The sequence below is a fragment of the Sorangium sp. So ce887 genome (assembly GCF_051521455.1).
GTDB lineage: Bacteria > Myxococcota_A > Polyangia > Polyangiales > Polyangiaceae > Sorangium.
On record NZ_CP150354.1, the window covers coordinates 9,479,605 to 9,505,879 of the forward strand.

A 26,275-nucleotide genomic window follows, 5' to 3' on the forward strand; every position below is an offset into this window, starting at 1 on the left:
CGCGCCCTCATTCGAAGGAGTCTCCGACCAGCACGCCGCTGCGCTGCTTCCCGTGCTCCGCCGCCGCGGCTGCGCCGGGCGGGCACATGGAGATGACCTGCGTCGACGGCGGACATACGCACGCCGGGCCCTCGTTCGCCCGCGCCGAGCCTCGCACCGCGCCTGGCGCGGATCCGGGCGTCGACTCCATCGCCGCGCGATCCGCCGGCGCGTCGTACTCGGCGGCGACACCGGGCAACACGGGCTCGGGCGCCAGCTCCGGCGTCTCGGCGAGCTCCAGCGCGGCGGAGGAGTCGGCTTCGGCGGCCGCAGGCTCGGTGGTCGCCGCGGTCGGGAGGCGGCCGCGCCCGAACGGACGCGCGGCCCGCGCCAGCGCGGCGAGGTCCAGCGAGGGCGGCGAGACGCCGGCGTCCATGAGGGTCACGATCGTCTCGGCGTGCTGCGTGTCCCTGGAGAGGCGCACCCGATGCGTCTGCCCGACCCTCCCCGAGAGCTCGATGACGCCGTCCCGCCGCCGCGCCGGGACGCCGTCGACCTCGACCGCGGCGTCGGCGGGCAGGACGAACAGCTTCACCCGGCGCTCGCCGGCGCCGAGCCGATGCACGCCGGGCCGCGCCATGGCGGCGGGGGGGACCTCGGCGGCGTCGCCGGCCACCGTCGCTGGCTCAGGTCTGTCGTCCTCGGCGCCGGGCCGCTCGCACGCGCCCAGGGTCGACAGGAACACGAGCGCCGCCGTCGCGGCCATGTCGCGAGCCGTCATTGTCGGAAGCCCTCCAGGGGGAGCGGCGCGCGCTCGTACGAGCGCTCGCACGCGGTGTACTGATCCCGGGCGGCGGACGCGGCCTCGCCCAGGTAGGTGGCGCGCACGTCCGGCGGCAGGCAGTCGGTGTGCGCGGCGAGCAGGCGCTGCTTCAGCGCGTCCACGTCGATCATCCAGGTGTGGACGCTGTTGTCCGTGGCGACGGTCATGAGCCTTTGCCCTCCGTCGAGGAAGGCCAGGGCGATGACCGGCGCCGGCGCCCCGAGCACGATGGGCGCGCCCTTGCCGTCGGCGCTCCACAGGCGGACGGTGCCGTCGGCTGACGAGGTGACCACGCGCTCGCCGCCAGGGCTGAAGAGCGCGCAGAGGACCGCGCCCTCGTGCCCGCGCAGCACGATGGGATCGCCCCTGCCGTCGGCGCTCCACACCCGCGCGGTGCCGTCGTCCGAGGCGGTGACGACGCGCGTGCCGTCGGGGCTCCACGCGCCGGCGTACACGTCGCCGCCGTGGCCCTCGAGCACGACGGGAGCGCCCTCGCCGCCGGCGCGCCACACCCGGGCGGTGTGGTCGAGCGACGTGGTCAGGACGCGCGCGCCGTCGGGGCTCCACGCCGCGGCGGTGAGCCAGTCCTCGTGTCCGCGCAGCACGACGGGCTCGCCCTTGCCGTCGGCGCTCCACACGCGCGCGGTGCCGTCGTCCGACGCCGTGACGACGCGCGCGCCGTCGGGGCTCATGACGGCGGCGCGCACCTCGGCCTCGTGGCCCCTGAGCACGACGGGCTCGCCCTCGCCGTCGACCCGGAAGACGCGCGCCGTCCGGTCGAACGAGGCCGTGACGACGCGCGCGCCGTCGGGGCTCGGCGACGCGCTCGCCACCCACCCCTCGTGGCCCCTGAGCACGACGGGCTCGCCCTTGCCGTCGACCTGGAAGACGCGCGCCGTCCGGTCCTCGTAGGCCGCGACGACGCGCGCGCCCCCCGCGGCGATGGACGCCGCGTGGAAGAAGCCGAGGTGAGGGCGCCGGTGCGGCATCGATCGGAGCGGCTCGGCGCTCCACACCTTCGCCGTGCGGTCGAACGAGCGCCCCCTCGGATCGGACGCGGCGGTGACGACGCGCGCGCCGTCGGGGCTCCACGCCGCGGAGCGGAGGGGCGCGCGGTGCCCGGCCAGGACGAGCGGCGGGCCGCTCCCGTCCGCCGGCCAGAGGCGCGCCGTCCTGTCCGCGGAGGCGCTGGCGACGTACTCGCCGTCGGGGCTCCACGAGACGAAGCTCACCGCGAGCGTGTGACCGGTCAGGACGACCGGCTCGCCCTCGCCGTCGACGCGGAAGACGCGCACGCTCCGATCGGCCGACGCCGTGGCCACGCGCAGGCCGTCGGGGCTCAAGGCCAGGTGGGTGATGCCGTCCTCGTGCCCGGCGAGCACCACGGGCGCGCTCGCGCCGGTGAGCCTGAAGACGCGCGCCGTCCGGTCGCGTGAGCCGGTGACGACGCGCGCGCCGTCGGGGCTTACCGCCACGGCGACCACCTCGCCTGTGTGCCCGCGCAGGACGAGGCTCCTGCCCGTCGCGCCCGGCGTCCAGACGCGCGCCGTCCGGTCGCTCCCGGCGGTGACGACGCGCGCGCCGTCGGGGCTCCACACGACCGCGTTGATCGGGCCGCGGTGGCCGGTGAGGACGATCGGCTCGCCCTTGCCGTCGGCGCCCCACACGCGCGCCGTCCCGTCGTCCGCTGCCGTCGCGACGCGCGCGCCGTCGGGGCTCGCAGCCACCGCCGTCACGCCGCCGCGATGGCCCGTCAGCTCCACCGGCGGGGCCGCGCCGTCGGCGCGCCACACGCGCGCGGCGCCGTCCTCCGAGCCCGTGAGCACGCGCGCGCCGTCGGCGCTCCACGCGGCCGCGAGGATGGCCCCGCCGTGGCCGTTCAGCTCCACCGGCCGGCCGGTGCCGTCGGCGCGCCACACGCGCGCCGCGCCGTCGGCGGAGGCCGTGAGCACGCGCTCGCCGTCGGGGCTCCACACGGCCGCGGCGAGGGGGCCCGCGTGCCCGTGGAGGGTCGCGCGGAGCGCGTTCGTGGCGAGGGCGTCGCTCGCCAGCTCGACCCAGCCGCGCCGCATCGCGGGCAGCTCCACCTCGGGCAGGAGCTTCATCGCCAGCGGGAGCCGGGCGCGCACCGCGAGCTCGCGGAAGCCCGCGAGGATGCTGGCGTCGTGCGCCTCGGAGCGCTTCTTCTCGGCGAACCACCGCAGCCGGTCGGCCTCGCGCCGGGCCTCGGCCTCCTCGACGCGCAGGCGGTCCGCGCGGAGCTTCTGGTAGTACGCCACGGAGCCGAGCGACGCCGCGCCGGCCGCGACCAGGAGCGACGCCGCGGCCGCGGCGGCGAAGCGGCGCCGCCGCGCGCGCTCCTCGGCGAGCCTGGCCTCCGCCTCGGCGCGCTCGCGGAGGTGCGCCTCCTGCTGCCGGCGCTGCTGCCGCTGCTCGAAGACCTTGCGCGCCAGCCAGTCGTGGCCGATCTCGAAGTACCGGCTCCCCTGGTGCTCCGCGGCGTGGAGGATGGCCGCGCCCTCGAGGGCCCTCAGCGCCGGCCCGAGCTCGTCCGCGGGGAGGATCCGGAGCAGCTCCTTCTCGGTGCGCAGCGTGCGGCTGCCGTCCGCGGTCACCAGGTGGTCCTCGAGCAGCCGCCGCGCCCCGTCGCGCAGCGCGCCGAGGCCGGCGAGCGTCGCCTCGAGGTAGCGCTGCAGGATCGGCTCGGCCTCGGCCGCGCTGGCCGCCGCGCCGCCCTCCTCGCGCTGCTCGAAGAGCGCGCGGCACACGATCTGCGCGTACGCCGCCTGCGCCTCGGCCTCGCCGACCGCGGCCTGGCCGGGCACGCGCACCTGGAGCATGAGCGGGCGCACCTCCGCCGGCGTCCACGCCTGCGGCGGCTCGCCCGCGGCGGCCGCCTGGCAGACGGCCTCGCAGAGCTCGGCGACCGTCAGAGGGCCGACGCGGAAGCCGTGATCGAGGAGCCGGTGGTGCTCGCGCAGCCGATCGCGGAAGCGGCCGAGGTAGTCCTCGCGGAGCGACAGCACGAGGCGCAGGTTGCGGGTGGGCAGCGCGGCGAGGCGGCTCACGCAGGCGAAGAACGCCTCGGCCTCGGTCGCGGCGCGCGCCGCGTAGAGCAGCTGCTCGATCTGATCGAGGTAGACGACCACGAGCCGCGGCGACCCGCGCGCCACGCGCTGCGCCGCCGCGATCAGCGCGTCCGCGGGCGAGGCGCCGGCCGGCCGCTCGCCGAGGCCGAGGGCGCCGTACACCGCGTCGGCGAGCCAGCGCGTCGGGTCCTGATCCTCGGGCCAGGCGTCGACCCGCGCCACGCGGATCTCCTGCTTCTCGATGAGCGACGGGAGGACCGCCGCCTGCACCAGGGACGACTTGCCGGCGCCGGACGGCCCGAAGACGGTGACGCAGCGGTTGGCGAGGATGGATCCCTCGAGCTGGTAGGCGAGGTCGCCGCGCCCGTAGAAGCGATCACGGTCGGAGGCGCGGTAAGGTTGCGGGCCAGGGAAGGGGTTCTTCATCGTGAGGCTCCGGGCCATGTCGCGATCAACCCGGGTGGGGCGCGCTCCCGGGGGCCGCGCACTTGTCGGGTGATTCCGAGCGGGTCACCCAGCGCCGGAGGTCGATGTTCACCGTCCCCAGCCAGGCACCGGGGAGCACGCGGACGTTGTAGGCCACGCCAGGCGCCGTCTTCTGAGCCTCTCCCCAGGCGCCGAGGGCGCCGCCGAGATCGCGCGCCGCGCCGCCCTCGCACGAGAGCTTCCCCGTCCAGGCCGCGCCGCCGGTGTCGAGCGCCGCGACGTTGAACGAGCACGCGTCGAGGTCGCAGGCGTGGCCCGGACCCACGGCCGAGCCGGCGCAGTCTCTCTTGTCGTAGACCACGCTGAAGCACTCGGGATAGTCCGCGAAGAAGAGAGAGGCCCCCTGGAGCTTCCGGCCCGACGAGCTCGACGCGCTCACGGAGGCCCCTCCGAGCGCGGCGGCGTCGATCGAGAGGGCCGCGGTGGTCGACTGCTCGGCCGCCACCTCGATCGTCCCCGCCCGGATCGCGCGCGTCAGCACCTTCACGTAGCTGGTCCCCGCCTCGGCGAACAGGCCGGTGCACGCGCCGCTCGCGTTCAGGTAGACTGCCGAGAGCCTGCTCTCCGCGAGGTCCGTCAGCGTGACGCTGGCGCTCCGCTCCGAGGACGCGCCGGCCGCGGGGGCGACCGCGAGGGCGCCGCCGAAGTCGGCGGAGAGCCTGCCGTCGAGCACGTCCCCGTAGCGCAGCGCCACCAGGGACCAGCTCGGCGCCGCGGTGTCCTGATCCCCGTCGAAGCAGGCGTTGGTCTCGGGCTGGTCCCCGAGCAGACGGCGTCCGAGGCTCGCGGCGCCGCTCGCCGGCGTGCGCGCGCGGTAGTCCGGCGCGAGCTCCTTGATCGCCTGGTCGAGCGTGACCGTCGCGACGCTCGCGCACGCCGTGAGCTGGAGCGCGGCGAGCGTCGCGATCACGAGTCGGGTCGGCGAGGGCTTCCTGTCATCATCGATCTTCACGGTGGATCCTTCCTTCGGGCGCGGCATGGCGCGCTCGCGATGAACGTGCGCCGCGCGGCTACGGCGAGATGGCCAGCAGCACGTCCTCGATCTCCCCGGCGAGCCTCTCGACGTCCGCCGACGCGTCCCGGGCGAGCCAGTCGACATCGTCCTTCCGGCGGTAGATCTCGGCGCGGATCCGCGGGACGACAACGAGCTCTTCGTCCCCGGTGAGCTCGTCGGCGAGCAAGGTCACCGAGACGTCGCACACCTTGGTGCTGCCCTCCGGCTCGGGGATCCGCAGGGTCACCGTGGCGGTCGCGCTCTCGACGTCGAGGCGCGCTGTCGCGCGGCCCTCGAAGTGGGCTGACAGGGCCTTGCCCACGGACCGCAGCAAGGCCTGGATCGCACCCCGCGGCGTGTCGCCTTCGAGGCGGGCGCGGAGCGAGAGGCCCACCGTCACGGACGACGAGCCGCCGAAGTCGAGAGGCTCGTCCTGGTTCGTGTGTTCTTCCATGGTCATTGTCGCGGTCCTCGGGGCGATCCCTCTCGCACCCTCTCTGGCGCAGAGATGCCCCCATGAAACGCACGACGCCGAGCCCTGTCATCTTAAGAGAAATCAAGGTGAGCGCTGCGCGCGCCGAGGCGAGCGTCCCCCGCCTCGCTCACCTTCAATACGTTTAAGACCAACAACCGTCACGAACGCCGGCGCCGGACGTCGTGAGGGGTGAAGCAGCGCCCTCCCTGTCAGTCGATGGGCGATGGGCCGCTGCGTCGAGCCTGCACCTGTCGCGACGGCCGCCTCTCATCTGTCGGCCGGAGGGTGGAGGTCTGTACCGAGCAACCCTTCTGGCGAGGCGCGCATGATTCTCAGCGATCAGAACATCCAGCACGTGAGCACGATCACCCACGATGGCAAGGTCGTGTGCTTCGGCACCGGTCTCGACGGCACCCTCTGGTACACCGTCAAGCGCAGCGGCTTCGAGGACACGGCCCTGAACGACGACACCGACCCGTTCGGCTTCGAGGGCTGGAAGAAGCTCCGGCTCGGCGAGTCGATCCCCGACCCGTCGGTCATCGAGCGCGAAAAGAAAACCCTCTCGGACGCCGGCGGCAACGTCCTCGTGAAGAGCGTGTACGGCGGCTCGGACCAGGTGGTGAAGAGCGTCGACGCGCCCGTACAGGTCGTGTCGGCCTTGAATCAGCTGTTCGTGTTCCGGCAATCGCCGGGCGGCAAGATCCTCGTGAACCGCTTCGTGCTCGACGGCATGACCAACGAGCTCGTGCCCAGGCTCGAGGTGCGGTTCCGGCGCAGCAAGCAGCGGCTCAAGCCGCAGGAGTCCGCCGCCTCGAAGCACGGCGGGAGCTTCGACAACCTCGACTACCGCGACATCGACGGAAACAACTTCTACGAAGGCGCCCTGGAGCTCGGCTTCGTCGGCACGGTGGCGAGCGGGTGGTTCTCGCCCGTCTTCGTGCCGACCGCCGAGAGCGATCGGAACCGCTGGCACCTGTTCGTCCACGATGCGACGGAGAGCAAGCTGGTCCTCTACACGGTGGGCGCCGACGACAACGGCCTCTTCGACGTCAAGGACTACCTCTACGCCCGGCAGGACCCCTCGCACCCGAAGAACACCATCTACCAGTCGGTCCCGGGCATCGTCCGCCGGACGATCGAACTGAAGGGGCTGACCGTCGCGGGCGGCCCGTCGGCGACGACATACGATCTGCAAAAAGAGGTGATCACCGACTCGGGCCCGCAGCTCATGCGCGACACCATGCGGGTGATGCTCGCGGTGCCGGTGAAGGCGACCGGCAGCGACGTGGTGAAGACCGCGGTGCTCGATTTCGCGCTGGCCGCGGACGGCGCGCTGTCGCAGATCGACCAAACGCCGGACACGAGCGAGATCCTGCGCAGCGAGCAGCGCGAGGTCATGACGCCGCTCGCGCTGTTCGACGACATCAAGGAGATCGCCGACGCGTCGCCGCCGCCCTTCGGGACCATCGTCGCCACCGAGCGGGGCGGCGACGACAACCTCCAGATCCGGTCCAACGACTCGCTCCCGGCGGATCTCAAGGCCGGCGCCAAGGTGAAGATCCGGGGCACCCAGAGCTACGACGGGCACTACAAGGTGCTCAGCGTCGACGGCGCGACGTTCAAGGTCGCGGCCAGGTTCGAGAACAACGAGGCGGGGTTCTGGGAGGTCGCGCCGGACAAGCAGACCGGGCTCGTGTTCGACAACATGGTCGTCGGCGCGGAGAAGACCGCGGACGGGAAGCTCATGATCCTGTGCCCGGCGCACGATCTGAAGGTCGGCGACGAGGTGCAGATCTCCGGCACCCAGGAGTATGACGGGATCTTCCCGATCGCGTCGGTGGTGGCGAGCAAGAAGGCCTTCGTGCTGAACGCGCCGTACTTCACGGGCGAAGCGGCGAACCTGAGCAAGGTCGTCCGCCGGGGGCTGCGGATGGATGGCAATGACCGGGTGGAGACTCCGGACCTGGAGCTCATGCCGCCGAGCCCGGCGCGGGACCTGGGCCGCACGTTCTCGGCCTGGGTGCGGGTGGACGCCGCCGACGGTCTGGAGCAGAGCCTGGTGAAGGACAGCGGCGGGATGATGAACCTCGCCCTCGGCAACGACAACAAGGTGAAGCTCGTCGTGCGCATGAGCGACGGCGGCGCGCGGACCGTGACCGACCCGAACGCGATGCCCGCCAACGCGTGGGTGCATTATGCGGGCTCGGTCGATTACGTCACGAACAACGGAGGCGAGACGCGGATCGCCCTCTGCCGGGACGGCGTCGAGGTCGCGCAGCAGGTCATCGCCCATGGGGCGCCCTGCCACCTGAACGACAGGGTTCTGCAGTTTGACGGCGTGGACGATCACGTCGCGATCAAGGATTCTCCCCCGGACGTCGCGAACAAGAGCTTCTCCGTGGAGCTCTGGATCAAGCGGGACCGTGTCGACGTCAAGGAGTTCGCGATCACCCAAGGCCCGCATACCACGAATCAGTGCGTGCACATAGGCTTCCGCGAGAACAACGCGTTCGTATTCGCCTTCTGGGGAAATGACGCGACTACACCGCTGGCGTATACCGATCTGGGATGGCACCACTGGGCGTGCACCTACGACGCAACGACGTCCACCCAGCGTGTCTATCGCGACGGCGCGCTCGTCACCGAGCACGTGACCACCGCTCACTTTCAGGGCAGCGGCACCTGGACCATCGGAGCGCTGGGCGGCGGTTATCGCTTCAAGGGCGGCATCGCTGACGTGCGACTCTGGAATCGTGCGCGCACGGAGGCCGAGATCGCCGAGCAGATGACCCAGCGGCTCACCGGTCGCGAAGCGGGGCTCCTCGGGAACTGGCCGCTCGACGACGGGACGGTGCTCGACGACGGGACGGTCAAGGACATGTCGCCCGCCAAACGGCACGGTAGCTTGACGGGCCCGGCCTGGCAGCGCACGGCCTTCTTGCACCCGCAGATCGTGCCTCCGGCAGCGCCCGGCGCGAAGCTCGCCAGGACCATGAAGTTCGACGGGGTGGACGACTTCATCGAGGTTCCCAGCGCCGCGGCGTTGCTCACCGGTACCTTCACGGTGGCCGCGTGGGTCAAGGCGACGGGGGGAAAGGGCCGCTATCAGTCGCCGCTGTCGTGTCGTGGGAACGGCTTCACGGGCTTCGTGCTCGAGGCCAACGACAGCAATCAATGGAACTGCCGCGTGGGGAGTGGCAACGCCTGGACCTTCTTCTGGGGGCCGGCTGTGGACTATGGGACATGGACCCATCTCGCGATCACCTACGATGGTACGAAGTGGCAGCTCTACGAGAACGGGATCCTCAAGGGATCCCTCACGGCCGCATACAAGCCGCCAACCCGACCTATGCGTATCGGCGCAGGCGCCATCACCAGCGCAGGCGCTACCTATGGCAATCCGACCGACTACTTCGATGGTTGCGTCGCGGACGTGCAGATATGGAGCTCCGCGCGCTCGGCGGCCGACATTCAAGCGGACATGTACCGCAAGCTCACCGGCAAGGAGAGCGGCCTCGTGGGCTACTGGCCGCTCGACGCCGACCCCGACGATCTCTCGCCGAACAAGCGGAACGGCTCGTTCAAGGGCAACCCGGCGCTGGTGAGCGCGGGCTTGACGCACACCATCGGTCAGGGCTTCTTCGGCGAGATCTCCGGCGTGCAGATCTGGGAGGATGCGCGGTCCGCGGCCGACGTCAAGGCCACCATGCACGTGAACCTGAGCGGCAAGGAGACCGGGCTCGCCGCCTATTACCGCATGGGCGCGATCGTCTACGACGAGCAGCCGCCGATCATCCCGGACTTCTCGCACCATGGCAGAAACGCCGTGGTGCACGGCGACCCCTACGCAGGCGCGCTGCGCCTCAACCGCGCGACGGGCTCGGGCATGAAGGTGGTCAAGTACGGCAGCGAAGAGCTCCTGGCGGTCAGCCAGCGCGGCGTCTACGAAGAGAGCTTGGAGTTCCGGGTGACCTCGCCCGACGCGGCGTTCGATCCGAGCGACGCTGACGGCACCGGGCTCAAGCTCTTCGCCTTCTCGTACTGGGGCAAGAGCAGCCGCGGCAGCAAGGAGAGGAAGGAGTTCCCGGCCTGGAGCGTGCAGCAGAGCGATTTCGCGAGCCTGGGCGGCGGCTGGTACAAGGCCACCTGCCGGGTGGTGGTGCCGGATGGGGTCAGCCTCATGCGCGCCTTCGAGATCTCGGACGTGCGCGGCAAGTGGGGGACCGAAAGCGCGCCGCCGGCCACGGAATGGACGTCGATCGACGTTCGCAAGCACCGCATCCGCCTGATCTCGGACGCGGTGACGCGCGACAGCTACACGGACGTGACGGCGCTCTCGTCCTTGCCCGCGCAGGCGCAGGCGGTGCTGACCAACCTGACCAGGGTGGACAGGGCGGAGGCCAAGGTGAGCCGCGTCGAACAGCAGATCCGCGATCTCACGGAGCGGATCGACATCGTGAACTACAGAGCGCACTACATCAGGGAGAAAGACACGCTCGAGACGATCACGATCCCGCACATGCAGTCGCAGAAGACCAAAGCGGAGAATGAGCGCCAAAAGATCAAGGACGATCCGTGGAGCTACTACCACCGGGTGCTCAACCTGCACAGCGGCAGGGATATGACCGCTGGCGATGAGAAAATCGTACTCCAGTACGGCCAATGGCGTGAGGAAGACCAGAGCTATCAGAACTGGCGGTTCGAGGACCGCGGAGACGGATATTTCCATATCCTCCACCAGCGCAGCGGGTTGGCCCTGACCGTGCTGGGCGCCGGGGGAAAGGACGCGGATCTCCGGATCGAACCGCTGAGCGCCGCGTCGCACATGCAGTGGAAGCTCCACTGCCTGAATTCCAGCGAGAGTTACTATAGCCTCAAGCCGAGGCACAATGAGAACCTCTACGTCGAGATCGCCAGGGAGTCGACGCGTGACGCAGCGGCGCTTCAGCTCTGGGACTGGAGGAACAAGAATCACCAGAAGTGGCATGTGCTGAAGACCAGCGAGCTGACCAAAGAGGCCAAGGAGGCCATCGCGCGCGAGGAAGCGACGATGGTGAGCCTCGATTCGCAGATCCAGTTGAAAACGGAACGCCTTGGTGAGCTCGGCAGGATGCTCACGGACAATGAAGACCTCGCGACGCTGCAGAGCCAGCTCACGACCGCGCAGACCGACCTGAAGGTGTACCGCGAGGACGTCAAGACCATGAACACCGCGTTCATGAACGGGCTCGTCAAGGCCCCGCCGGCGACCATGCCGGCCATCGCGACGGACGATCGGAATCTGGTGACGGCCGGCGCGGTGCTCGATTTCGCCCAGCCCACGGGCAGGGTTCGGCTCGCGGAGAGCTGCGAAGGCAACGTGCTGCTCACCTATTTCGATCCGCAGGGCCGCATGCGCGCGACCCCTTACGACGCTGCGGCGGACAGCCGCAACGCCACGTTCGAGCAGTGGCTGCCCGACGCCGTGCGCACCTCTGCCGACATTCGCGACAGCGGCGATAAGGTGACGCTGGCCCAGGCCGTGAGCCTGCCTGCGTACGGGTGGACATGCGAGGCCTGGGTGCAGTACCCCCTGGCCACCAAGGACGATGGAACGGCGTATGGCACGAACGTGGTGGCCAGCGCGGACACCACGCTCGATGCGCCGCTCCTGGTGCGAAAGGGCAGCCGGCTGGGGCTGATGGTCGATGGCTGGATCTTCGACAGCGGCGTCGACCTCGGGCGGACGCTCGCGGCGGGGTGGCACCACGTCGCGGTGGCGACGAGCAGAGGCACCACCGCCTTCTACGCGGACGGCGAGAAGATCGGCAGCTGCGAGACCTCGCAGCCGGCCATCCGTTTGAATGGCACGACGGACTACGTGGAGGTACCGGCGCACACGAACCCCACGAAGGCCATCACAGTGTCGATCTGGGCGCGCAGCGCGACCCCGAACTGGAACGATGATGGCTTCCTGGTGAGCAAGCGGGACGCGTTCATCATGCACCCCACAAAAGACAGCCGGACGATCCAGTTCGATGTCTGGATCGGCGACCAGAAGCGGAAGTGCGCCAGCTTCACGCCGGCCGACATCCAGGGCTGGCACCTGTACACCGGCACGTTCGACGGCAATTACATCTGCCTCTACATCGACGGGGAGTTCGTCGCCGAGCTCGCCGTCGCCGGGACGATCCAGGAGGACTCGGGCCCGATGTACATCGGCTACGACGACGCCGACAACCGCCGTTTTTTCAACGGCGATATCGCGGAGGTGGCTATCTGGAGCTCGGCCCGATCCATGGAGGATGTTCGAGAGGACCTCTACCGGTCCTTCAAAGGCGACGAGAAGGACCTCGTCGGCTACTGGCGCATGGACGACATCGACGAAGGAGGGGTGCGGACGGTCAAAGACCTCACGTCCAACAAGCGTCATGGCCTCGTAAAGGGCGCGCCGACGCACGCGACGATCACGACCGCGCGGGCCATCGATATCAAGATCCTCGGCAACGCATCCTCCGGAGGCAGCCCCGTGGGTCGGCTCAGCGAGGTTCGCATCTGGAACCTAGGCTTGACCGACGCCGAGGTCGCGGCCCACGCTCGAGCGTCGATTTCGGGCGACGAGCCGGGGCTCATCGGCTACTGGCCCTTCGATGAAGGCACGGGCGAGACCGCGTCCGATCGCTCGGCCGGCGGCCTGGCGCATGGGACGATGGTCGGCGTGGACTGGGTGGGCTGCACGGCGAACATCGGCAATCCGGGCAGCAAGGTGCTCACCCTGCCCGACCGGGGCAGCTCGTACGTGCAGTGCCCGACGGTCACGCTGGCCAGCAAGAGCTTCACGGTCGAGTGCTGGGCGCGGCGCAGCGGCGCGGACATGGGCCAGCAACAGAACATCGTCTCCATTGCCCACGGGAGCACCAGCGTGGTCATCGTTGTCGGGTTCGGCACGACCAACAGGATGTCCCTGGCATTCGCTGGCAATGTCTTGGAGGCGGATTTGGTCTGCACGGATGCGGACTGGCACCACGTTTGCGGCACGTACGATCACCTCACGAAGAAGCAGCGCATCTACTGCGACGGCGTGAAGGTCGGGGAGGTGACGGCGACGGCCGACGTCAGCGTGTCCGGCCCGCTCACGATCGGCAGGTCCCCCTCGGGAAAGTTCAATTTCAGGGGCGACATAGCCGAGGTGCGGATCTGGGACGGGGTGCGCACGGACGCCGAGATTCGCGCGACCATGCGGCGCCGCGTCGCGGGCACCGAGGCGAACCTGGTCGCCTATTACCCCCTGGACGAGGTGAGCAAAGACAACAAGGTCAAGGACAAGAAGGCGGGCGTGGACCAGGGCGAGCTCAAGGAGCGCGCCAAGCTGCTCCTCACCACCTCGCTGCCCGCGGCGGGAGCGGAGAGCCTGATCACCGTGGAGTACAGCTCGATCGAGGTCAGCCCCGAGGGGAAGAAGCAGGCCTTGATGAGGCGCTTCTTCGGGTTCACCACCGGAGGCGACGTGCAGCTCTTGCCCGAGCAGCGGGTCGACGAGCTGACGTTGCAATGGGTCGGCAACACCCAGATCAACCCGACGCTGCTCGGCTACATCGAGGGCGCGCCGCCGGTTCCCTCGGAGAACCTCACGGTGGATGAGGACTACAGCGGGGCCACGACGGTCACCCTCAGGCAGTCGGACGAGACGAGCTATAGCTGGCAGCGCAGCGAGACGACCCACGAGGCGTTCAACATGGACGGGTTCCTCGGCGGCGTCTGGGAGGTCAACCAGTCGGTCGGCGTGGGGGCCGAGGTCGAGACGAAGCTCAGCGAGGGCCAGGCAGGCGCGACTTTCAACTACGCCTTCGAGAAGAGAGGCACCAAGGACACATCGGTCACGGCGTCGTCCAGCCTCGCCATGAGCGACAGCCTGACGCTCTCGGGCATCGCCGAGGACAAGGCCTCTTGTCCTCTGGTGGGCAAGCGCTGGGTGCCGAAGAACGTGGGGTATGCGCTGGTGATCTCGGGCATGGCCGACGTCTTCGTCACCAAGCTCAAGCGGAGCGGCCGCATGGTGAGCTACGATATCCGGCCGGTCGAGGGGGTGCCGCTCGACGTCAACACGATCACGTTCCTGATCAACCCGACCTACACGCTCAACGGGAGCCTGGACGGCATGGTCGGATCGATGCCCGCGGATCCGACGTTCTACCCGCACGTGCCCGACATGCGCTCGCAGTATGGCTCGCTCTACCCGGCGAGCTACTTCCGGCTCAAGCAGGCCTACGCGCTCAAGGACGCGATCGAACGGCACGACAAGGAGCGAGAGAGCTTCTTCTACAACTTCAGCGCGGACCAGGTCGACCAGCTCGACGCGCTCGGCGAGCAGAACGCTCCGAGCGTCCCCGAAGACAACACCGAGGTGCCGTCGGAGGTCAAGAAGGAAGATCTGGACGCGATGAAGCAGCAAAACGAGGAGAAGAAGAAGCAGCTCAAGAGCGAGGCCGAGAAGCGAAAGGCGGAGATCAAGGGCAAGCACAATAGCCTCGAGGGAAGGGTGCGCGCGGGCGGGGCCTTCGCCGACTGGCAGCTCCGCATGGAAAACATCCAGACCAAGGCGGGCAAGCGCAACGTCGTCAACACCTACGTGTGGGACGGCGACGGCGGGCTCCGCGCGGAGGAGCAGAGCTTCGCCAGCACGATCGAGCATTCGATCAGCACGGAGACGAGCCACAGCGGCGGCGCCGGCGGCTCTGTCGACGCGGCGGTCTCCGCGTTCAAGTTCACCCTGTCGCTGGTGGGCTCGGGCGGTAAGGTGGACGCGAGCAGCAAGAAGCTGAGCACGAGCAAGAGCCTCGAGCTCAGCGTGGACCTCTCGGGCGTCGAGAAGAGAGGCCTGACGGATCCGCAGGACAACCCGCTCGTGCCCGGGGAGAAGGTGGATCGTTATCGGTTCATGACGTTCTACCTGGAGGGCAGCACGGACCACTTCAGCGACTTCTTCAGCTACGTGGTGGATCCGGTGTGGCTGATGAGCAACGACGAAGAGGCGCGCGCGCTGCGCCAGGCGCGCGCCGCCAAGCCGAACAAGTGCTGGCGAGTGCTGCACCGGGTGACGTACGTGGAGCGGCCTGTGCTCATGGGCTTCGGCCGCGACACGCGCGCGCTGGCGGTGGGCGATGTGGACGAGGTGGTGACCGACTACTTCGCCGATCTGGAGCGCAAGCAGCTGGCGCTCGACGTCCGGCTCGGCGGCATCGAAGACAAGCTCGCGGACATCATCAGCAAGCTCAGTAAGTGACGCGTTCGACGTCGCCGCGGCCGGCGGGGGGGCCGGGCCGGTCGCGGCGGCGTCACCACGGAGGAGACCATGCTCGAAATCGAATACGCCCAGGTCGCGCAGGGGAAGATCCTGGACAAGTACGACACGCTTTACGGCATCTCGAAGGAGCTCGTGGACCGCATCGGCAAGGGTACGGCCACCCCGGAGGAGCTCACCACCTACACCCAGAACGCGGACCGGCTCGTCGCGAAGTTCAAGGCCGACATGCGCCAAACCGAGCCGGAGGCCTACAGCGACCTCGACATCGAGATCATCACCGCCATGGCCGCAACAAACTACGCGAGCTTCCAGCGCAATGATGAACCCTTCGCCAAGGTCGTGCCCCCTGCCAGTGTCGCCGAGTCCCTGAAGGGCAACAAGCCGCCCGCGTTTTACGGGTTCGGCGCACCTCTGCGGCACTCGGAGAACCTTGCGCCGGACCAGGTCGTGAGCCAGTTCGGGCTCGATTACAAGGACACACCCTACCTGTTCAAGGACGGTGATTCCGACAAACCGGTGCCCTTTTTGTTCTCCGTGGTGTCGCCGATGAACCAAGACCTCCGGGACACGCTCCGGGTGCCGCTCGACCCGCGCATCTTCGAGCGCATCGCGAAGCTCGCCAATGATCCCACGCGCAGCGAACTCATCAGGGAGATGGCCTCCACGATGACCAGCAAAGACGTAGCGTACATCGCCGTGCGCGGCACCGGCTCCCAGGACGAGACGAATGCCTTGGTCCAAAAATACAAAGATCTGGGATACGCAGTCAGGGCGAAGAGCGCGGACCCACCCTACACCGGCAACACCATGCCGCAGTACGGCCAGACACTCGAAAGCGAGAGCTCCTTCTCGGATCTGATCCAGGAGATGTGCGCAGCCCCGAGCAGCGGGAAGACGCCGCTCGGCGGCGAAGGGACGGCCATCTATCTATCGGTGCCGAAGCGGGGGAACACAGGCACGGGCGATCCCACGCTGCCGCGGGGGTCGGACAAGATCAAGATCGCCGAGTGGAAAGGCCGGCAGTGGGAGATGACGGCGAGCAAGGAGGATCTCGACGCGCACTACGAGCACGCGCTCGCCGGGTTGTCCGACGAAGCCAAGGCAACCCTCAAGTCGCAGATGGTCACCCACGACACGCTGACGGCGGCCTTTGCGGAGGGCCGCGCCAGGGAGCTGGCGGGCGCGGAGCTCAAGCCGCAGGCGAAGAAAGGGCTCAAGCGGCACGAAAATCGCGTAAAGCGCAGCATCGTGGCGAAGACGCTGGGGCGCGTGATCGCAGCGCTGCGGTTCACGGACAAGGACAAGGACAAGAAGAAGAAGAGGAAGAAGAAGAACGCCGACGGCTCGGACGAGCGCGAAGAGAGTCAGCGCAAGCGCGCTTCGTCGGGGGATTGAGCGCCTTCCGCGCGTTCCAGGCGCGCGAGGGCAGCACGGCCGCCGTCAACACCTACGACAACCAGATCGTCACCTGGAGGACGGGCTGGGGCGGCCTCGGCTGGGTGGGCAAGGTGATGGAGCGGGCGACCGCCAGCGACGCCGTGCGCGAGGCGCTGGGCGCCGCCGGCGTCCGCTCAACCCGCCTTTCCCTGCTTGGCATACTCCTTCCGGATGCCCTGCAGGAGGTCCTCTACCGTGAGGGGACGGCCGCCCTCTTTCAAGGCCTGCAGCGAGGCGTAGCGGATCACGTTCATGATCGCGCCCCCCGCGAGCGCGTGCTCGCGCGCGATCTTCTCCAGGTCCACGGAGCCGTCGAGCCTCGCCCTGGGTGAGAAGCCCTGCCGCCACAGCCGCACGCGCTCCTCGGCGCGCGGCATCGGAAAGTAGATGATCGACTCGAACCGCCGCGCAAAGGCGTCGTCGAGGTTGTCGCGCAGGTTGGAGGCCAGGATCGAGATCCCGTCGAAGGTCTCGATGCGCTGCAGGAGGAAGGAGACCTGCTGGTTGGCGTAGCGGTCGTGCGCGTCCCGCGTCTCGCTGCGCTTGCCGAAGAGCGCGTCGGCCTCGTCGAAGAACAATATCCAGCCCCTGCGCTCGGCCTGGTCGAAGACCCGGCCGAGGTTCTTCTCCGTCTCCCCGAGGTACTTCGACACCACCAGGGAGATATCCACCTTGTAGACCTCACGGCCGGTGGACTTGCCGAGCAGGCAGGCGGTCATCGTCTTGCCCGTGCCCGGCGGGCCATAGAAGAGGCTGCGGTAGCCGGGGCGCAGCTTCCCGGCCATGCCCCAGTCCGCCATCAACGTCTCTCCGTGCTCGATCCATGTCTCGATCTCCTCGAGGTGCTTGCGGGTGCTGGGCTGCAGCACCACGTCCTCCCAGCCGAGGCGCGTCTCGATCCGCTGGGCGGGAAAGCCGGGCCCGCAGCCGAGCCGCCACGGCTCGCCGGTGGTGAAGAGGCAGAGCAGATCTTCCGAGATCCGGAGGGGAGCCTTCATCGGCGTCACCTCGTCGCCGCCCCCGAGCCTGAGGACGTCGTGCCTGGCGAAGAGGTGCTCTGGAGCCAGGAGGAGCTGCACCGAGAACCGGACCGCGAGGTCGTCACCGCCGAGGAGGAACGCCAGCGTCTCCGCCGTGGGCAGGAGCTCGCCGTCGGCGCTGAGCTGGGCACCGCCGAACTCGGTGAGCCTCCGATCCACGGCGGCGTCGCGGCCGAAGCAGACGTCGAGGAGCTGGGGCCGCAGGTGCGGGACCAGGGCGAGCACCAGGGCGAGGCGCTCGACGAAGGAGAGCTGATGGCGCCGCACGAAGCCGGCGTACTCCGAGCTCGACCCGCCGAGGTCGGGCGGCGCGAGGTCGAGCACGCTCCCCTCGGTCGCGCCCTCGCCGAAGTGGATCTTGATCCGCGCCTCCAGGACGCTGCGAAACCAGGTCAGCTCCCGCTCAAGGTCGGCGGCGTTCTCCATGATCTTGGTCATCCTCTCCATACCCGTCGAGCCGCGGCGCTCCTCCTCGCTCCAGATCCGCTGCGCGAACGGTGGCACGAGACGGCCCGGTCACGCCGCTGAATGAGGCACCTTTAAAATACCTTAAGTTGTCAGCCCGATCGACCCTGGCTATTACCGCTGTCGAGACAAGCACCGACGGAAGACCACGGCGTCGTCCGCGGGGCCTCGAAGCGCCGTTCCATCGGGGCGATCCGCTCTGACGGAGCCTGACGTTCAGGCCCCGCGTCGCGGATGCCATGACCCAAGATCTTCAAGGATGAGAGCCAATGGAAGCGGCACGATATCAGAGCTCTAGGGGTCGTCAGCCGTGATCAGCGACCTCCTCGTCCTGCTCAAGAACACGGTGAACGAGCACCTGACTGCGAGCTCGGGCTGGCGCGGCCCGGTGCCCGACCAGGGGCCAGTCGTCTTCCTCGACAGCGAGAAGGTGGACAGCCTCGATCTCAAGCTCGGCGCCGTCACGCTCCTCCTGGTCAATCTCGAGGAAGATCACACGCTGAGGCCGGCCGACCCGTTCCGGTTGACGCTGGCGGACGGCACCACGCAGCGCGTCCAGCCGGCGATCCAGATGAACGCTTACGTCCTCTTCGCCGCTCGCTTCAAGGACTACGAGCAAGGCCTGCGGTGCATCTCGCTGATCCTGCAGTTCTTCCAGGGCCATCGGGTCCTCGACCACGTGAGCACACCGGCGATGAGCGACAGGATCGAGAAGCTCACCATGGAGCTGCTGACGCTCCCCCTCTCCGAGCAGAACCAGCTCTGGGGCGTCCTCCGGAGCTCTTATCAGCCTTCGCTCCTCTACAAGGTCCGGATGGTCGTCTTCCGGGACGAGGACGGCGTCGTCGCACCGCAGATCAGCGAGCCGGTGCAGAGGATCCACCAGTGAAGCACGTCGCGATCATCGAGGTGCTCTTGAAGCACGCGTTCTACGCGGACCAGAGGTGCCCGGACCTCGCGATCGAGCCGAGCGACGACACGGCGCGCCTGCTCCGCAATCATCGCTGTATCGTGCGATCGGGCCCCGAGGGAGTCCGCGTCCTCTCACCGACTGACGCCGCGGGGCAACCCTTCCTCCCGCTCCCGGGGGACGCGACGCTGCTCTTCTACATCGAGGTCCGGGGCGGCGACTTCGCCGTCGTCACCGACCTCACCGGCATCAGCGGGCACGCGGCGCCGGTCTTCACCGACGCCGGCGCGGGGACCGACGGCGAGCTCGGGCTAGCCCCCGCCGAGCCGGCCCGGCCGCGGCTCCCGCCAGGCATCGTCGCCGCCGTCGAGATCCGCCCCGGGAGCGCGCCGCGGCCCGCCCCTTTCCAGGTCAGCTTCCAGGCCAGGCGAGCGCGCTGGGCCTACTACTGCGTCACCGACCTGGCGCCGGCCGGGGGCGAGCTCACCGTGGTGGACGCCTCGCCCGCCGGGGCCGAAGGCGCGCTGCGCTTCAGCGCCGCGACCCTCGATCCGGTGGACCCGATAGCGGCGCAGATCGCCAGTCGGTATCCCGGGATGCGCTGCGTGTACTTCGTCTCCGACGAGCCCGTCGCCGCGCGCGAGGAGCCGAGGAAGAGCATAGAGCTCCGGCTCGGCCCCGACCGTGTAGCGGGTCCCCTGCCCAATCCATCGATGCAGAGCCCTGCAAAGGAGGATCTGCTGTTTCAGATCGTCAAGTATCGAGCGCAACCCTTTCAAACCCCCTGAGATTGAGGAACGATGTTTGCCTATAAGACTCCCGGTGTCTACGTGGAAGAGGTATCGACTCTGCCGCCCTCGGTGGCGGAGGTCTCCACCGCGGTCCCCGCCTTCATCGGATATACCGAAAAGAGCCCATCTACCGAGAAGGGCCCATCGATCGCCCGAGTGAACACGCTGCTCGAGTACGAGCAGCTCTTCGGAGGGCCCAAGCTCGCGAGCTTCACGGTCACGGTGGACGCCGAGTCCCAGGTGACCGGCGTGACGCGGGGCCCGGCTTCCGGGTTCTTGCTGTACTACGCTTTGAGTCACTACTTCAAGAACGGGGGCGGGAGCTGCTATGTCGTCTCCGTCGGAGATTACACGTCGCCGCCCGCCAAGGACAACATCGCCGCCGGCCTTACGCTGCTCGAGAAGGAGGACGAGCCGACGCTGATCGTCTTGACCGACGCCGTGAGCCTCGCCGCCGCGGACTACCACGAGCTGTGCCAGGCGGCCCTCGCCCAGTGCCACAAGCTGGGTGACCGCTTTGCGATCTTCGACGTCAAGAAGGACGCGGAGACGGGCAAGGAGGACATCGACGTGTTCCGCGACGGGATCGGGACGAGCAACCTGGCCTACGGCGCCGCCTACCACCCGTACCTCCAGACCTCCCTGAGCTACGCGTACGCGGACGCGGACGTCTCCATCACGATCGGGGCGGCGGCCGGGGTCGCCCTCGACACTGTCAAGGCGAGCCAGACGGCGACCTATCAGCAGGTCAAGACCAGGCTGACGGCCGAGCGGATCGTCCTCCCGCCGAGCGCGGCGGTCGCGGGCATCTACGCCAGCGTCGACCGGGATCGCGGCGTGTGGAAGGCGCCCGCCAACGTCAGCATCTCGGCCGTCATCGGGCCGGTGCTGAAGGTCACCAACGACGATCAGGACGCCCTCAACGTCGATCCGACGGCGGGTAAATCGATCAACGCCGTGCGCGCGTTCACCGGCAAGGGGACCATCGTGTGGGGGGCGAGGACCCTGGCCGGCAACGACAACGAGTGGCGGTACGTCTCGGTCCGGCGGCTCTTCATCATGATCGAGGAGTCGGCCCGAAAGGCCTCCTCCTTCGCGGTCTTCGAGCCCAACGACCTGACGACATGGCTCAAGGTCAAGGGGATGATCGAGAGCTTCCTCTACGGCCTCTGGGAGCGCGGCGCCCTGGCCGGGGCCTCCCCGGCGGCGGCCTACTTCGTCAACGTGGGCCTGGGCAAGACGATGACCAGCCAGGACATCCTCGAGGGGCGGATGATCGTCGAGATCGGGATCGCGGCCGTGCGACCGGCCGAGTTCGTCGTCCTTCGCTTCTCTCACAAGCTGCAGGAGGCCTAGACCATGGCACTGACCAAGAGCGAGATCATCACCGCGTATCCTCTCCCGTCGTACAACTACCGGGTCGAGATCGCGGGCACCGCGGTCGGCTTCTCGGAGATCTCCGGGCTCAGCATCAAGCGCGAGACGACGACCTACAAGGAGAGCCCCATCGCCGGGGCGGCGCCCGGCCCGGTGGTGATGAACATGCCGGCGCAGCGCACCGCGCCGACGCTCACCCTGAAGAAGGGCCTCGTCAAGAAGACCAGCGTCGCCACGCTCTACGCCTGGATCAGCGCGATCCAGGTGAACCAGGTCGAGAAGAAGGACATCTACGTCCGCCTCTGCGACGAGAAGGGCGAGGCGGTGATCAGCTGGAAGGTGCAGAACGCCTTCCCCACCAAGCTCGACGCGCCCACCTTCACGGCCACGTCCAACGACGCTGCCATCGAGAGCATGGAGCTGATGGCGGACTCGATCCTGATCGAAGAGGCGTAGAGCGGCGCGATGGCCCAGTCGACGGACACGCAGCGGACGAGCTACCCGCTCGCCGCGTACAACTTCCGCGTGAAGGTGGACGAGACCTCGATGAGCTTCACCGAGCTCTCGGGTCTCGCGGTCGAGCGCCAGCACGTGACGTACGCGCACGGCCTGAGCTTCCAGGAGGGCCACGTGATCCAGACGTTCAACTCCAAGCGGTTCACGCCCGTCACCTGCAAGCGCGGCACCGTCCTCGGGGCAGATCCGCTGTTCCTCTACAACTGGCTGGAGAAGCACGACAGCCGGAGCATGGAGGTCAGCCTCTGTGACGCGACGGGCGCGGCGGTGCTCGCTTGGAAGGTCGCCGTCGCGGTCCCCGTCAGCCTCAAGGCGCCGACCTTCAGCGCCGCCACGAACGACGTCGTCGTGGACACGCTCGAACTGCAGGTCAGGGAGGTCTCCGTTGTCAGGCTCTGACGTTCGCGACAACGGCGGTTCCCCCGGCCGAGATCCGGGGCGCTGCGCGGATCTGCCGCGCGGCGCCCCGGGCCCCGGGCCGAAGGGGTGGAGGTCAGGATCATGAGAGCTGCCATCCCGGAGCTCGCTCCGCAGAGCGAGATGTTCGCCAGCTTCCGTTTCGGCGTCTTCTTCTTCGCCGGCGGCGTGGTGCCAAACCCGCTCGACATCCGCTTCAAGAAGGTGAAAGGGCTCTCGGCGACGGTGAAGACGACGCCGCTCGCGGAGGGCGGACAGAACCTCTACACCCAGCCGCTGCCCTCGGGGGTCGAGTTCGGCAACCTCGTCCTCGAGCGCGGCATGGTGGTGGGTTCGCCGCTGCGCCTCGAGTTCGACGCCGCCATGTCCCTCTTCAAATTCGCCCCCTCGAACGTCCTCGTGACCCTCTTCAACGAGGCGTACATCCCGGTGTCGGCGTGGTTCTTCTTCAGAGCCTATCCGGTCAAGTGGTCGACCTCCGACCTCGACGCCGAGCCGAAGGACCTGCTCATCGAGTCGCTCGAGCTCGCCTACGCCCGGATGCAGATCATGAGGGTATGAACATGCCTGTGGAGATCAAAGAGCTGGTGATCCGCGCCGTCGTCGCGCCCCCGGAGGGGGCGCCGCGCGCGCGTGCCGCCGCGCCCGACATCACGGCCGCCGGGCAGGAGGCCGTGATCGAGGCGGCGGTCAAGGAGGTCCTCCGGGTCCTCAGGGCGTCAAAGGAGAGATGATCGTGGGACTGAACCTCTTCAAGCTCGAGAAGCTCAAGATCAAAGCCTTCAAGGACGCCGCGCGCCGGCAGCCGAGCGCGGCGCCGTTCGAGGCGATGTTCAACCCGGCGTCATTCTCGGACAGCTACGCGATCACCTGGGGGGCCAAGCAGGGGGTGGGCACCAGCGGGCCGCAGCTCTCGTATAGCGGGAGCAAGCCGCGCGCGCTCACGCTCACCCTGGTGGTCGACGGCACCGGCGTGGAGTCGATAGGGATCCTCGCGCCGATGCGGAAGAGCGTGAAGGATCGCGTCAAGACGTTCCTCGACGTCACCTTCCGGTACAACGGGGTCATCCACGAGCCCAATTACCTTCTCGTGGAGTGGGGATCGCTGATCTTCTCCTGTCGCCTCTCCGCGGCCGAGATCAAGTACACCGCGTTCGAGCGGGACGGCACCCCGCTCCGGGCCGAGCTCCAGGTGACGCTGATCTCCGACAAGGCCGCCAAGGCGCGCGCCAGGGAGGAGGGCAAGACGTCGCCGGATCTGACCCACAGCCGGATCGTGCGCAGCGGGGACACGCTGCCGCTCCTGACCAGGGACATCTACGGCTCGTCCGCCGCCTACCTGGACGTCGCGCGGTGGAACCGCCTGGACAACTTCAGGAGCCTGATCCCCGGCCAGCAGATCCTCTTTCCACCGCTCGCCAACCTGGTCGCCGACGCCTCCAGCAAGGATAGATGACGCCATGCCCGCGGTGACTCCCACCATCCTCAGCAACGGTAAGCCGATGGACCCGGCCTACGAGCTACTCTCCCTCGACATCCGGAGAGAGGTCGACCGGATCCCCCAGGCGGAGCTGCGCGTGCGCGACGGCGACGCCGCGAAGCAGGCGTTCGCCATCAGCGATACAGGCTTCTTCGAGCCGGGGGCGAAGATCGAGATCAAGCTCCGGTACGAGGGCGAAGCAGACCAGTGCGTCTTCAAGGGCATGGTGGTGCGGCACGGGGTGGAGGCGGGCGACGACGGCTCCGTCCTGGTGATCGGGATCAAGGACGCCGCCGTCAAGCTGACCACCGCGCGGCGGAGCGCCGTCTTCCGGGAGATGACCGACGAGGCGATCGTGAAGGAGCTCCTCGAGGCGGCCAGCGTCGAGGTCGGCACCATCGACGAGCCCAAGCCGGAGCACGCGGAGATGGTGCAATACCACTCCACGCCCTGGGACTTCATCCTCTTGCGGGCCGGCGCGCTCGGCCTCCTCGTGGTCGTCGAGGACGGCAAGGTCTCGCTCCGTAAGACGGCGGTCAAAAACGCGCCCAAGCACTGCTTCGATTATGGCATCAGCGAGATCTTCGACGTCGAGATCGAGGCCGACGCCGAGCACCAGTACCGAGCCGTGGAGAGCGTCGCCTGGGATCCCAAGGAGCAGAAGCCCACCGACCCCCTCAAGGCGAAGAGCGTCCGCACCACCCTGGGGAACCTCGACGGGGGCAAGCTCGGCGACGCGGTCGGCAACGGCACCTGCACGCTCTCCCACCCGGTCCCCGTCGCCGCGGAGGAGCTCCAGGCCTGGGCCGACGCCCGCATGGCGAGGAGCCGCATGGCGCTGCTCCGCGGGCGGATCGCGGTGCCGGGCTTCGCCGACATCGGGCTCCTCGACGTGATGGAGGTCGAGGGGATCGGCAAGCGCTTCAACGGCACGACGCTGGTGACGGGGCTCCGCCACCGGGTCGACGCGTCGGGCTGGCGGACCGACGTGCAGTTCGGGCTCTCGCCCGAAGCGTTCAGCCGCAAAGAGGATATCCGCGACACGCCGGCGGCCGGGCTCCTGCCCGCGGTGAGCGGCCTGCAGATCGGCGTCGTCGCAGGTTTCGAGGAAGATCCCGACGAGGAGCTCCGGGTCAAGGTCATCCTCCAGGGGGTCGACGCGAAGGAGGGCAAGGGTGTCTGGGCCCGGCTCGCCACGCCCGATGCAGGCGAGGCGCGCGGGTACTTCTTCCGGCCGGAGCCCAATGACGAGGTGGTGGTGGGCTTCTTCAACGACGATCCGCGCCGCCCGGTGATCCTGGGGGCCCTCTTCGGGTCGAAGAACGCGCCCCCGGACGTGATGGGAAAACCCAGCGGGAAGAACGACAAGAGCGGGATCGTCACCAAGTTCGGGACGAAGATAACGCTCCTCGACCCCGATAAAGAGAAGGCGTCGGTGTCCATCGAGACGGCGAACAAGAACAAGCTGGTCATCGACGACAGCGCGAAGTCGATCCTCCTCTCCGACCAGCACGGGAACTCGATCACCATGGGCGAGAAGGGGATCGAGATCGAGAGCAAGAAGGACCTGAACCTGAAGATCGACGGCACGGTCACGATCACCGGCAAGGAGGTCAACATCAAATGAACCGATCAGAAGAAGCGGTGAGAGAGCTCCACCTCTCGGTGACAGTGGACGAGGTGAACCTGATCCTGGAAGGGGTGGGTCTGCTCCAGTTCGCCAGGGTCTACGCGCTGGTCGCCAAGCTCCAGCAGCAGGCAAGGGAGCAGCTCGGCGCCAAGCCCGCCGCGGAGGAGCCAGATGCTACCTGAGAGCTCTTTCCTCGGTCGAGGCTGGGCGTTCCCGCCCTCGTTTGGCCGCGGCGGCGCAGACGTGGAGATGGTCTCCGGCGCCGCCGACGTCCAGCAGAGCCTGCAGATCCTGATAGGGACCTCACCGGGCGAGCGGGTCCTGCAGGAGACGTTCGGCTGCGACCTCGCGAGCCTGGTGTTCGAGGAGCTGGATCAGGGGCTCATCAACACCATCGAGCGGCTCCTGACGGACGCCATCCTCGAGCACGAGCCCCGGATCCAGGTCGATCGGATCGACGTCGCGGAGAGCGACACCCAGCCGGGCTGCGTGCTCATCGGGGTCAACTACACCGTCAGGGATACGAACTCGCGCTTCAACATGGTCTTCCCGTTCTATCTCACGGAGGCGACCCTCCCCGGGGGGTGAGAGCGCCATGACAAAAAAGCTCATCCTCGTCGACGGCGACAAGGTGATCTTCCTGTTCACCTTCGGGGCCGCGCTCGTCCTGCCCAGGCCCGGAAAGCTCGAGGGGAGCGGCCCGGCGACGCTGAACGGGAAGAAGCTCTGCGTCGAGGGCGACGAGGGCAAGGTCTCGGTCGCCAACTGCTCCTACGTGATTCCGGGGTACTCCATCCCGGGCAAAGGGACGCTGAAGATCGCCGCCCTCGGGAGCGACCAGAAGGCGAAGAAGACCAAGACCGGCGACAAGGCTGTCCTCCTGAAAGGGACCCAATTTGACGCGACGTTCGAGGTCCAGAACCCGGCGAAGCAGCCGCCGAAGGGGCCGGGGCCGCCGATCCCGGATGCGACCCTGAAGTACCAGGGCAAAGGCATGTTCACCACGACCAACAAGATCTTCAAGGGCACCTGAAGGGGACCGCGAACGCGGATCCCCGACTCACGTTGAAGGGCAGAGCCAGT

19 protein-coding genes are annotated in these 26,275 nt (G+C 68.5%); 14 read left to right on the plus strand and 5 right to left on the minus strand.

What is annotated here, in order from left to right:
• Positions 1-7: 7 nt before the first annotated feature.
• The 4 genes from WMF36_RS35440 to WMF36_RS35455 are packed head-to-tail and all read right to left on the minus strand — an operon-like array spanning position 8 to position 5,831.
• On the minus strand, positions 8-760 hold the full coding sequence (locus WMF36_RS35440; RefSeq protein ID WP_437575231.1) for a hypothetical protein: 753 nt from the start codon (positions 758-760) through the stop codon (positions 8-10).
• The gene (locus WMF36_RS35445; RefSeq protein WP_437575232.1) at positions 757-4,317 is read right to left on the minus strand and encodes an nSTAND1 domain-containing NTPase; all 3,561 of its coding nucleotides are present in this window, start codon (positions 4,315-4,317) and stop codon (positions 757-759) included. Before WMF36_RS35445 ends, WMF36_RS35440 begins: the two co-directional genes overlap by 4 nt.
• Positions 4,318-4,342: 25 nt before the next feature.
• Positions 4,343-5,329, minus strand: a complete 987-nt coding sequence (locus WMF36_RS35450) for a hypothetical protein (RefSeq protein WP_437575233.1) — start codon at positions 5,327-5,329, stop codon at positions 4,343-4,345.
• A 58-nt stretch (positions 5,330-5,387) separates the two neighbouring features.
• Positions 5,388-5,831, minus strand: coding sequence for a hypothetical protein (locus WMF36_RS35455; RefSeq protein ID WP_437575234.1), 444 nt, complete (start codon positions 5,829-5,831; stop codon positions 5,388-5,390).
• Between the two features lie 340 nt (positions 5,832-6,171).
• Between WMF36_RS35455 and WMF36_RS35460 the strand changes: the two genes are divergently transcribed.
• Both WMF36_RS35460 and WMF36_RS35465 read left to right on the plus strand, forming a co-directional pair.
• Positions 6,172-15,108 carry a LamG-like jellyroll fold domain-containing protein gene (locus tag WMF36_RS35460; protein ID WP_437575235.1) on the plus strand — a complete coding sequence of 2,979 codons (8,937 nt, stop codon included), beginning with the start codon at positions 6,172-6,174 and terminating at the stop codon, positions 15,106-15,108.
• Between the two features lie 69 nt (positions 15,109-15,177).
• On the plus strand, positions 15,178-16,524 hold the full coding sequence (locus WMF36_RS35465) for a hypothetical protein (RefSeq protein ID WP_437575236.1): 1,347 nt from the start codon (positions 15,178-15,180) through the stop codon (positions 16,522-16,524).
• Positions 16,525-16,700: 176 nt separating this feature from the next.
• On the opposite strand, the gene WMF36_RS35470 is transcribed toward WMF36_RS35465, so the two are convergent.
• Positions 16,701-18,044: an ATP-binding protein gene (locus tag WMF36_RS35470; protein WP_437575237.1), complete on the minus strand. Its 1,344-nt coding sequence runs from the start codon at positions 18,042-18,044 to the stop codon at positions 16,701-16,703.
• Positions 18,045-18,381: 337 nt separating this feature from the next.
• Here WMF36_RS35470 and WMF36_RS35475 point away from each other — a divergent pair, with 337 nt between their 5' ends.
• From WMF36_RS35475 to WMF36_RS35530, 12 genes are all read left to right on the plus strand, one after another.
• Positions 18,382-18,960 carry a DUF4255 domain-containing protein gene (locus WMF36_RS35475; RefSeq protein WP_437575238.1) on the plus strand — a complete coding sequence of 193 codons (579 nt, stop codon included), beginning with the start codon at positions 18,382-18,384 and terminating at the stop codon, positions 18,958-18,960.
• Positions 18,957-19,769: a hypothetical protein gene (locus WMF36_RS35480; protein WP_437575239.1), complete on the plus strand. Its 813-nt coding sequence runs from the start codon at positions 18,957-18,959 to the stop codon at positions 19,767-19,769. The genes WMF36_RS35475 and WMF36_RS35480 overlap by 4 nt, the downstream gene beginning before the upstream one ends.
• A 12-nt stretch (positions 19,770-19,781) precedes the next feature.
• Positions 19,782-21,128 (plus strand): phage tail sheath family protein, encoded by a 1,347-nt coding sequence (locus WMF36_RS35485; protein WP_437575240.1) that lies wholly within the window; start codon positions 19,782-19,784, stop codon positions 21,126-21,128.
• A gap of 3 nt (positions 21,129-21,131) precedes the next feature.
• Complete coding sequence (locus WMF36_RS35490; protein ID WP_437575241.1) at positions 21,132-21,605, plus strand: phage tail protein; 474 nt, start codon at positions 21,132-21,134, stop codon at positions 21,603-21,605.
• Between the two features lie 9 nt (positions 21,606-21,614).
• Positions 21,615-22,064: a phage tail protein gene (locus tag WMF36_RS35495; RefSeq protein WP_437575242.1), complete on the plus strand. Its 450-nt coding sequence runs from the start codon at positions 21,615-21,617 to the stop codon at positions 22,062-22,064.
• A 102-nt stretch (positions 22,065-22,166) separates the two neighbouring features.
• Positions 22,167-22,643 (plus strand): phage tail protein, encoded by a 477-nt coding sequence (locus WMF36_RS35500; protein WP_437575243.1) that lies wholly within the window; start codon positions 22,167-22,169, stop codon positions 22,641-22,643.
• On the plus strand, positions 22,640-22,816 hold the full coding sequence (locus tag WMF36_RS35505; protein WP_437575244.1) for a DUF5908 family protein: 177 nt from the start codon (positions 22,640-22,642) through the stop codon (positions 22,814-22,816). The genes WMF36_RS35500 and WMF36_RS35505 overlap by 4 nt, the downstream gene beginning before the upstream one ends.
• A 2-nt stretch (positions 22,817-22,818) precedes the next feature.
• Entirely contained in the window at positions 22,819-23,538 is a 720-nt protein-coding gene (locus tag WMF36_RS35510; RefSeq protein ID WP_437575245.1) for a CIS tube protein, read from the plus strand.
• A gap of 4 nt (positions 23,539-23,542) precedes the next feature.
• Positions 23,543-25,189 (plus strand): type VI secretion system tip protein VgrG, encoded by a 1,647-nt coding sequence (vgrG, locus tag WMF36_RS35515; RefSeq protein ID WP_437575246.1) that lies wholly within the window; start codon positions 23,543-23,545, stop codon positions 25,187-25,189.
• A complete protein-coding gene (locus WMF36_RS35520) occupies positions 25,186-25,374 on the plus strand; it encodes a hypothetical protein (protein WP_437575247.1) in 189 nt (62 codons plus the stop codon). Before vgrG ends, WMF36_RS35520 begins: the two co-directional genes overlap by 4 nt.
• Positions 25,364-25,780 carry a GPW/gp25 family protein gene (locus tag WMF36_RS35525; RefSeq protein WP_437575248.1) on the plus strand — a complete coding sequence of 139 codons (417 nt, stop codon included), beginning with the start codon at positions 25,364-25,366 and terminating at the stop codon, positions 25,778-25,780. The genes WMF36_RS35520 and WMF36_RS35525 overlap by 11 nt, the downstream gene beginning before the upstream one ends.
• A gap of 7 nt (positions 25,781-25,787) precedes the next feature.
• Positions 25,788-26,225 carry a hypothetical protein gene (locus WMF36_RS35530; RefSeq protein WP_437575249.1) on the plus strand — a complete coding sequence of 146 codons (438 nt, stop codon included), beginning with the start codon at positions 25,788-25,790 and terminating at the stop codon, positions 26,223-26,225.
• Positions 26,226-26,275: the final 50 nt, after the last annotated feature.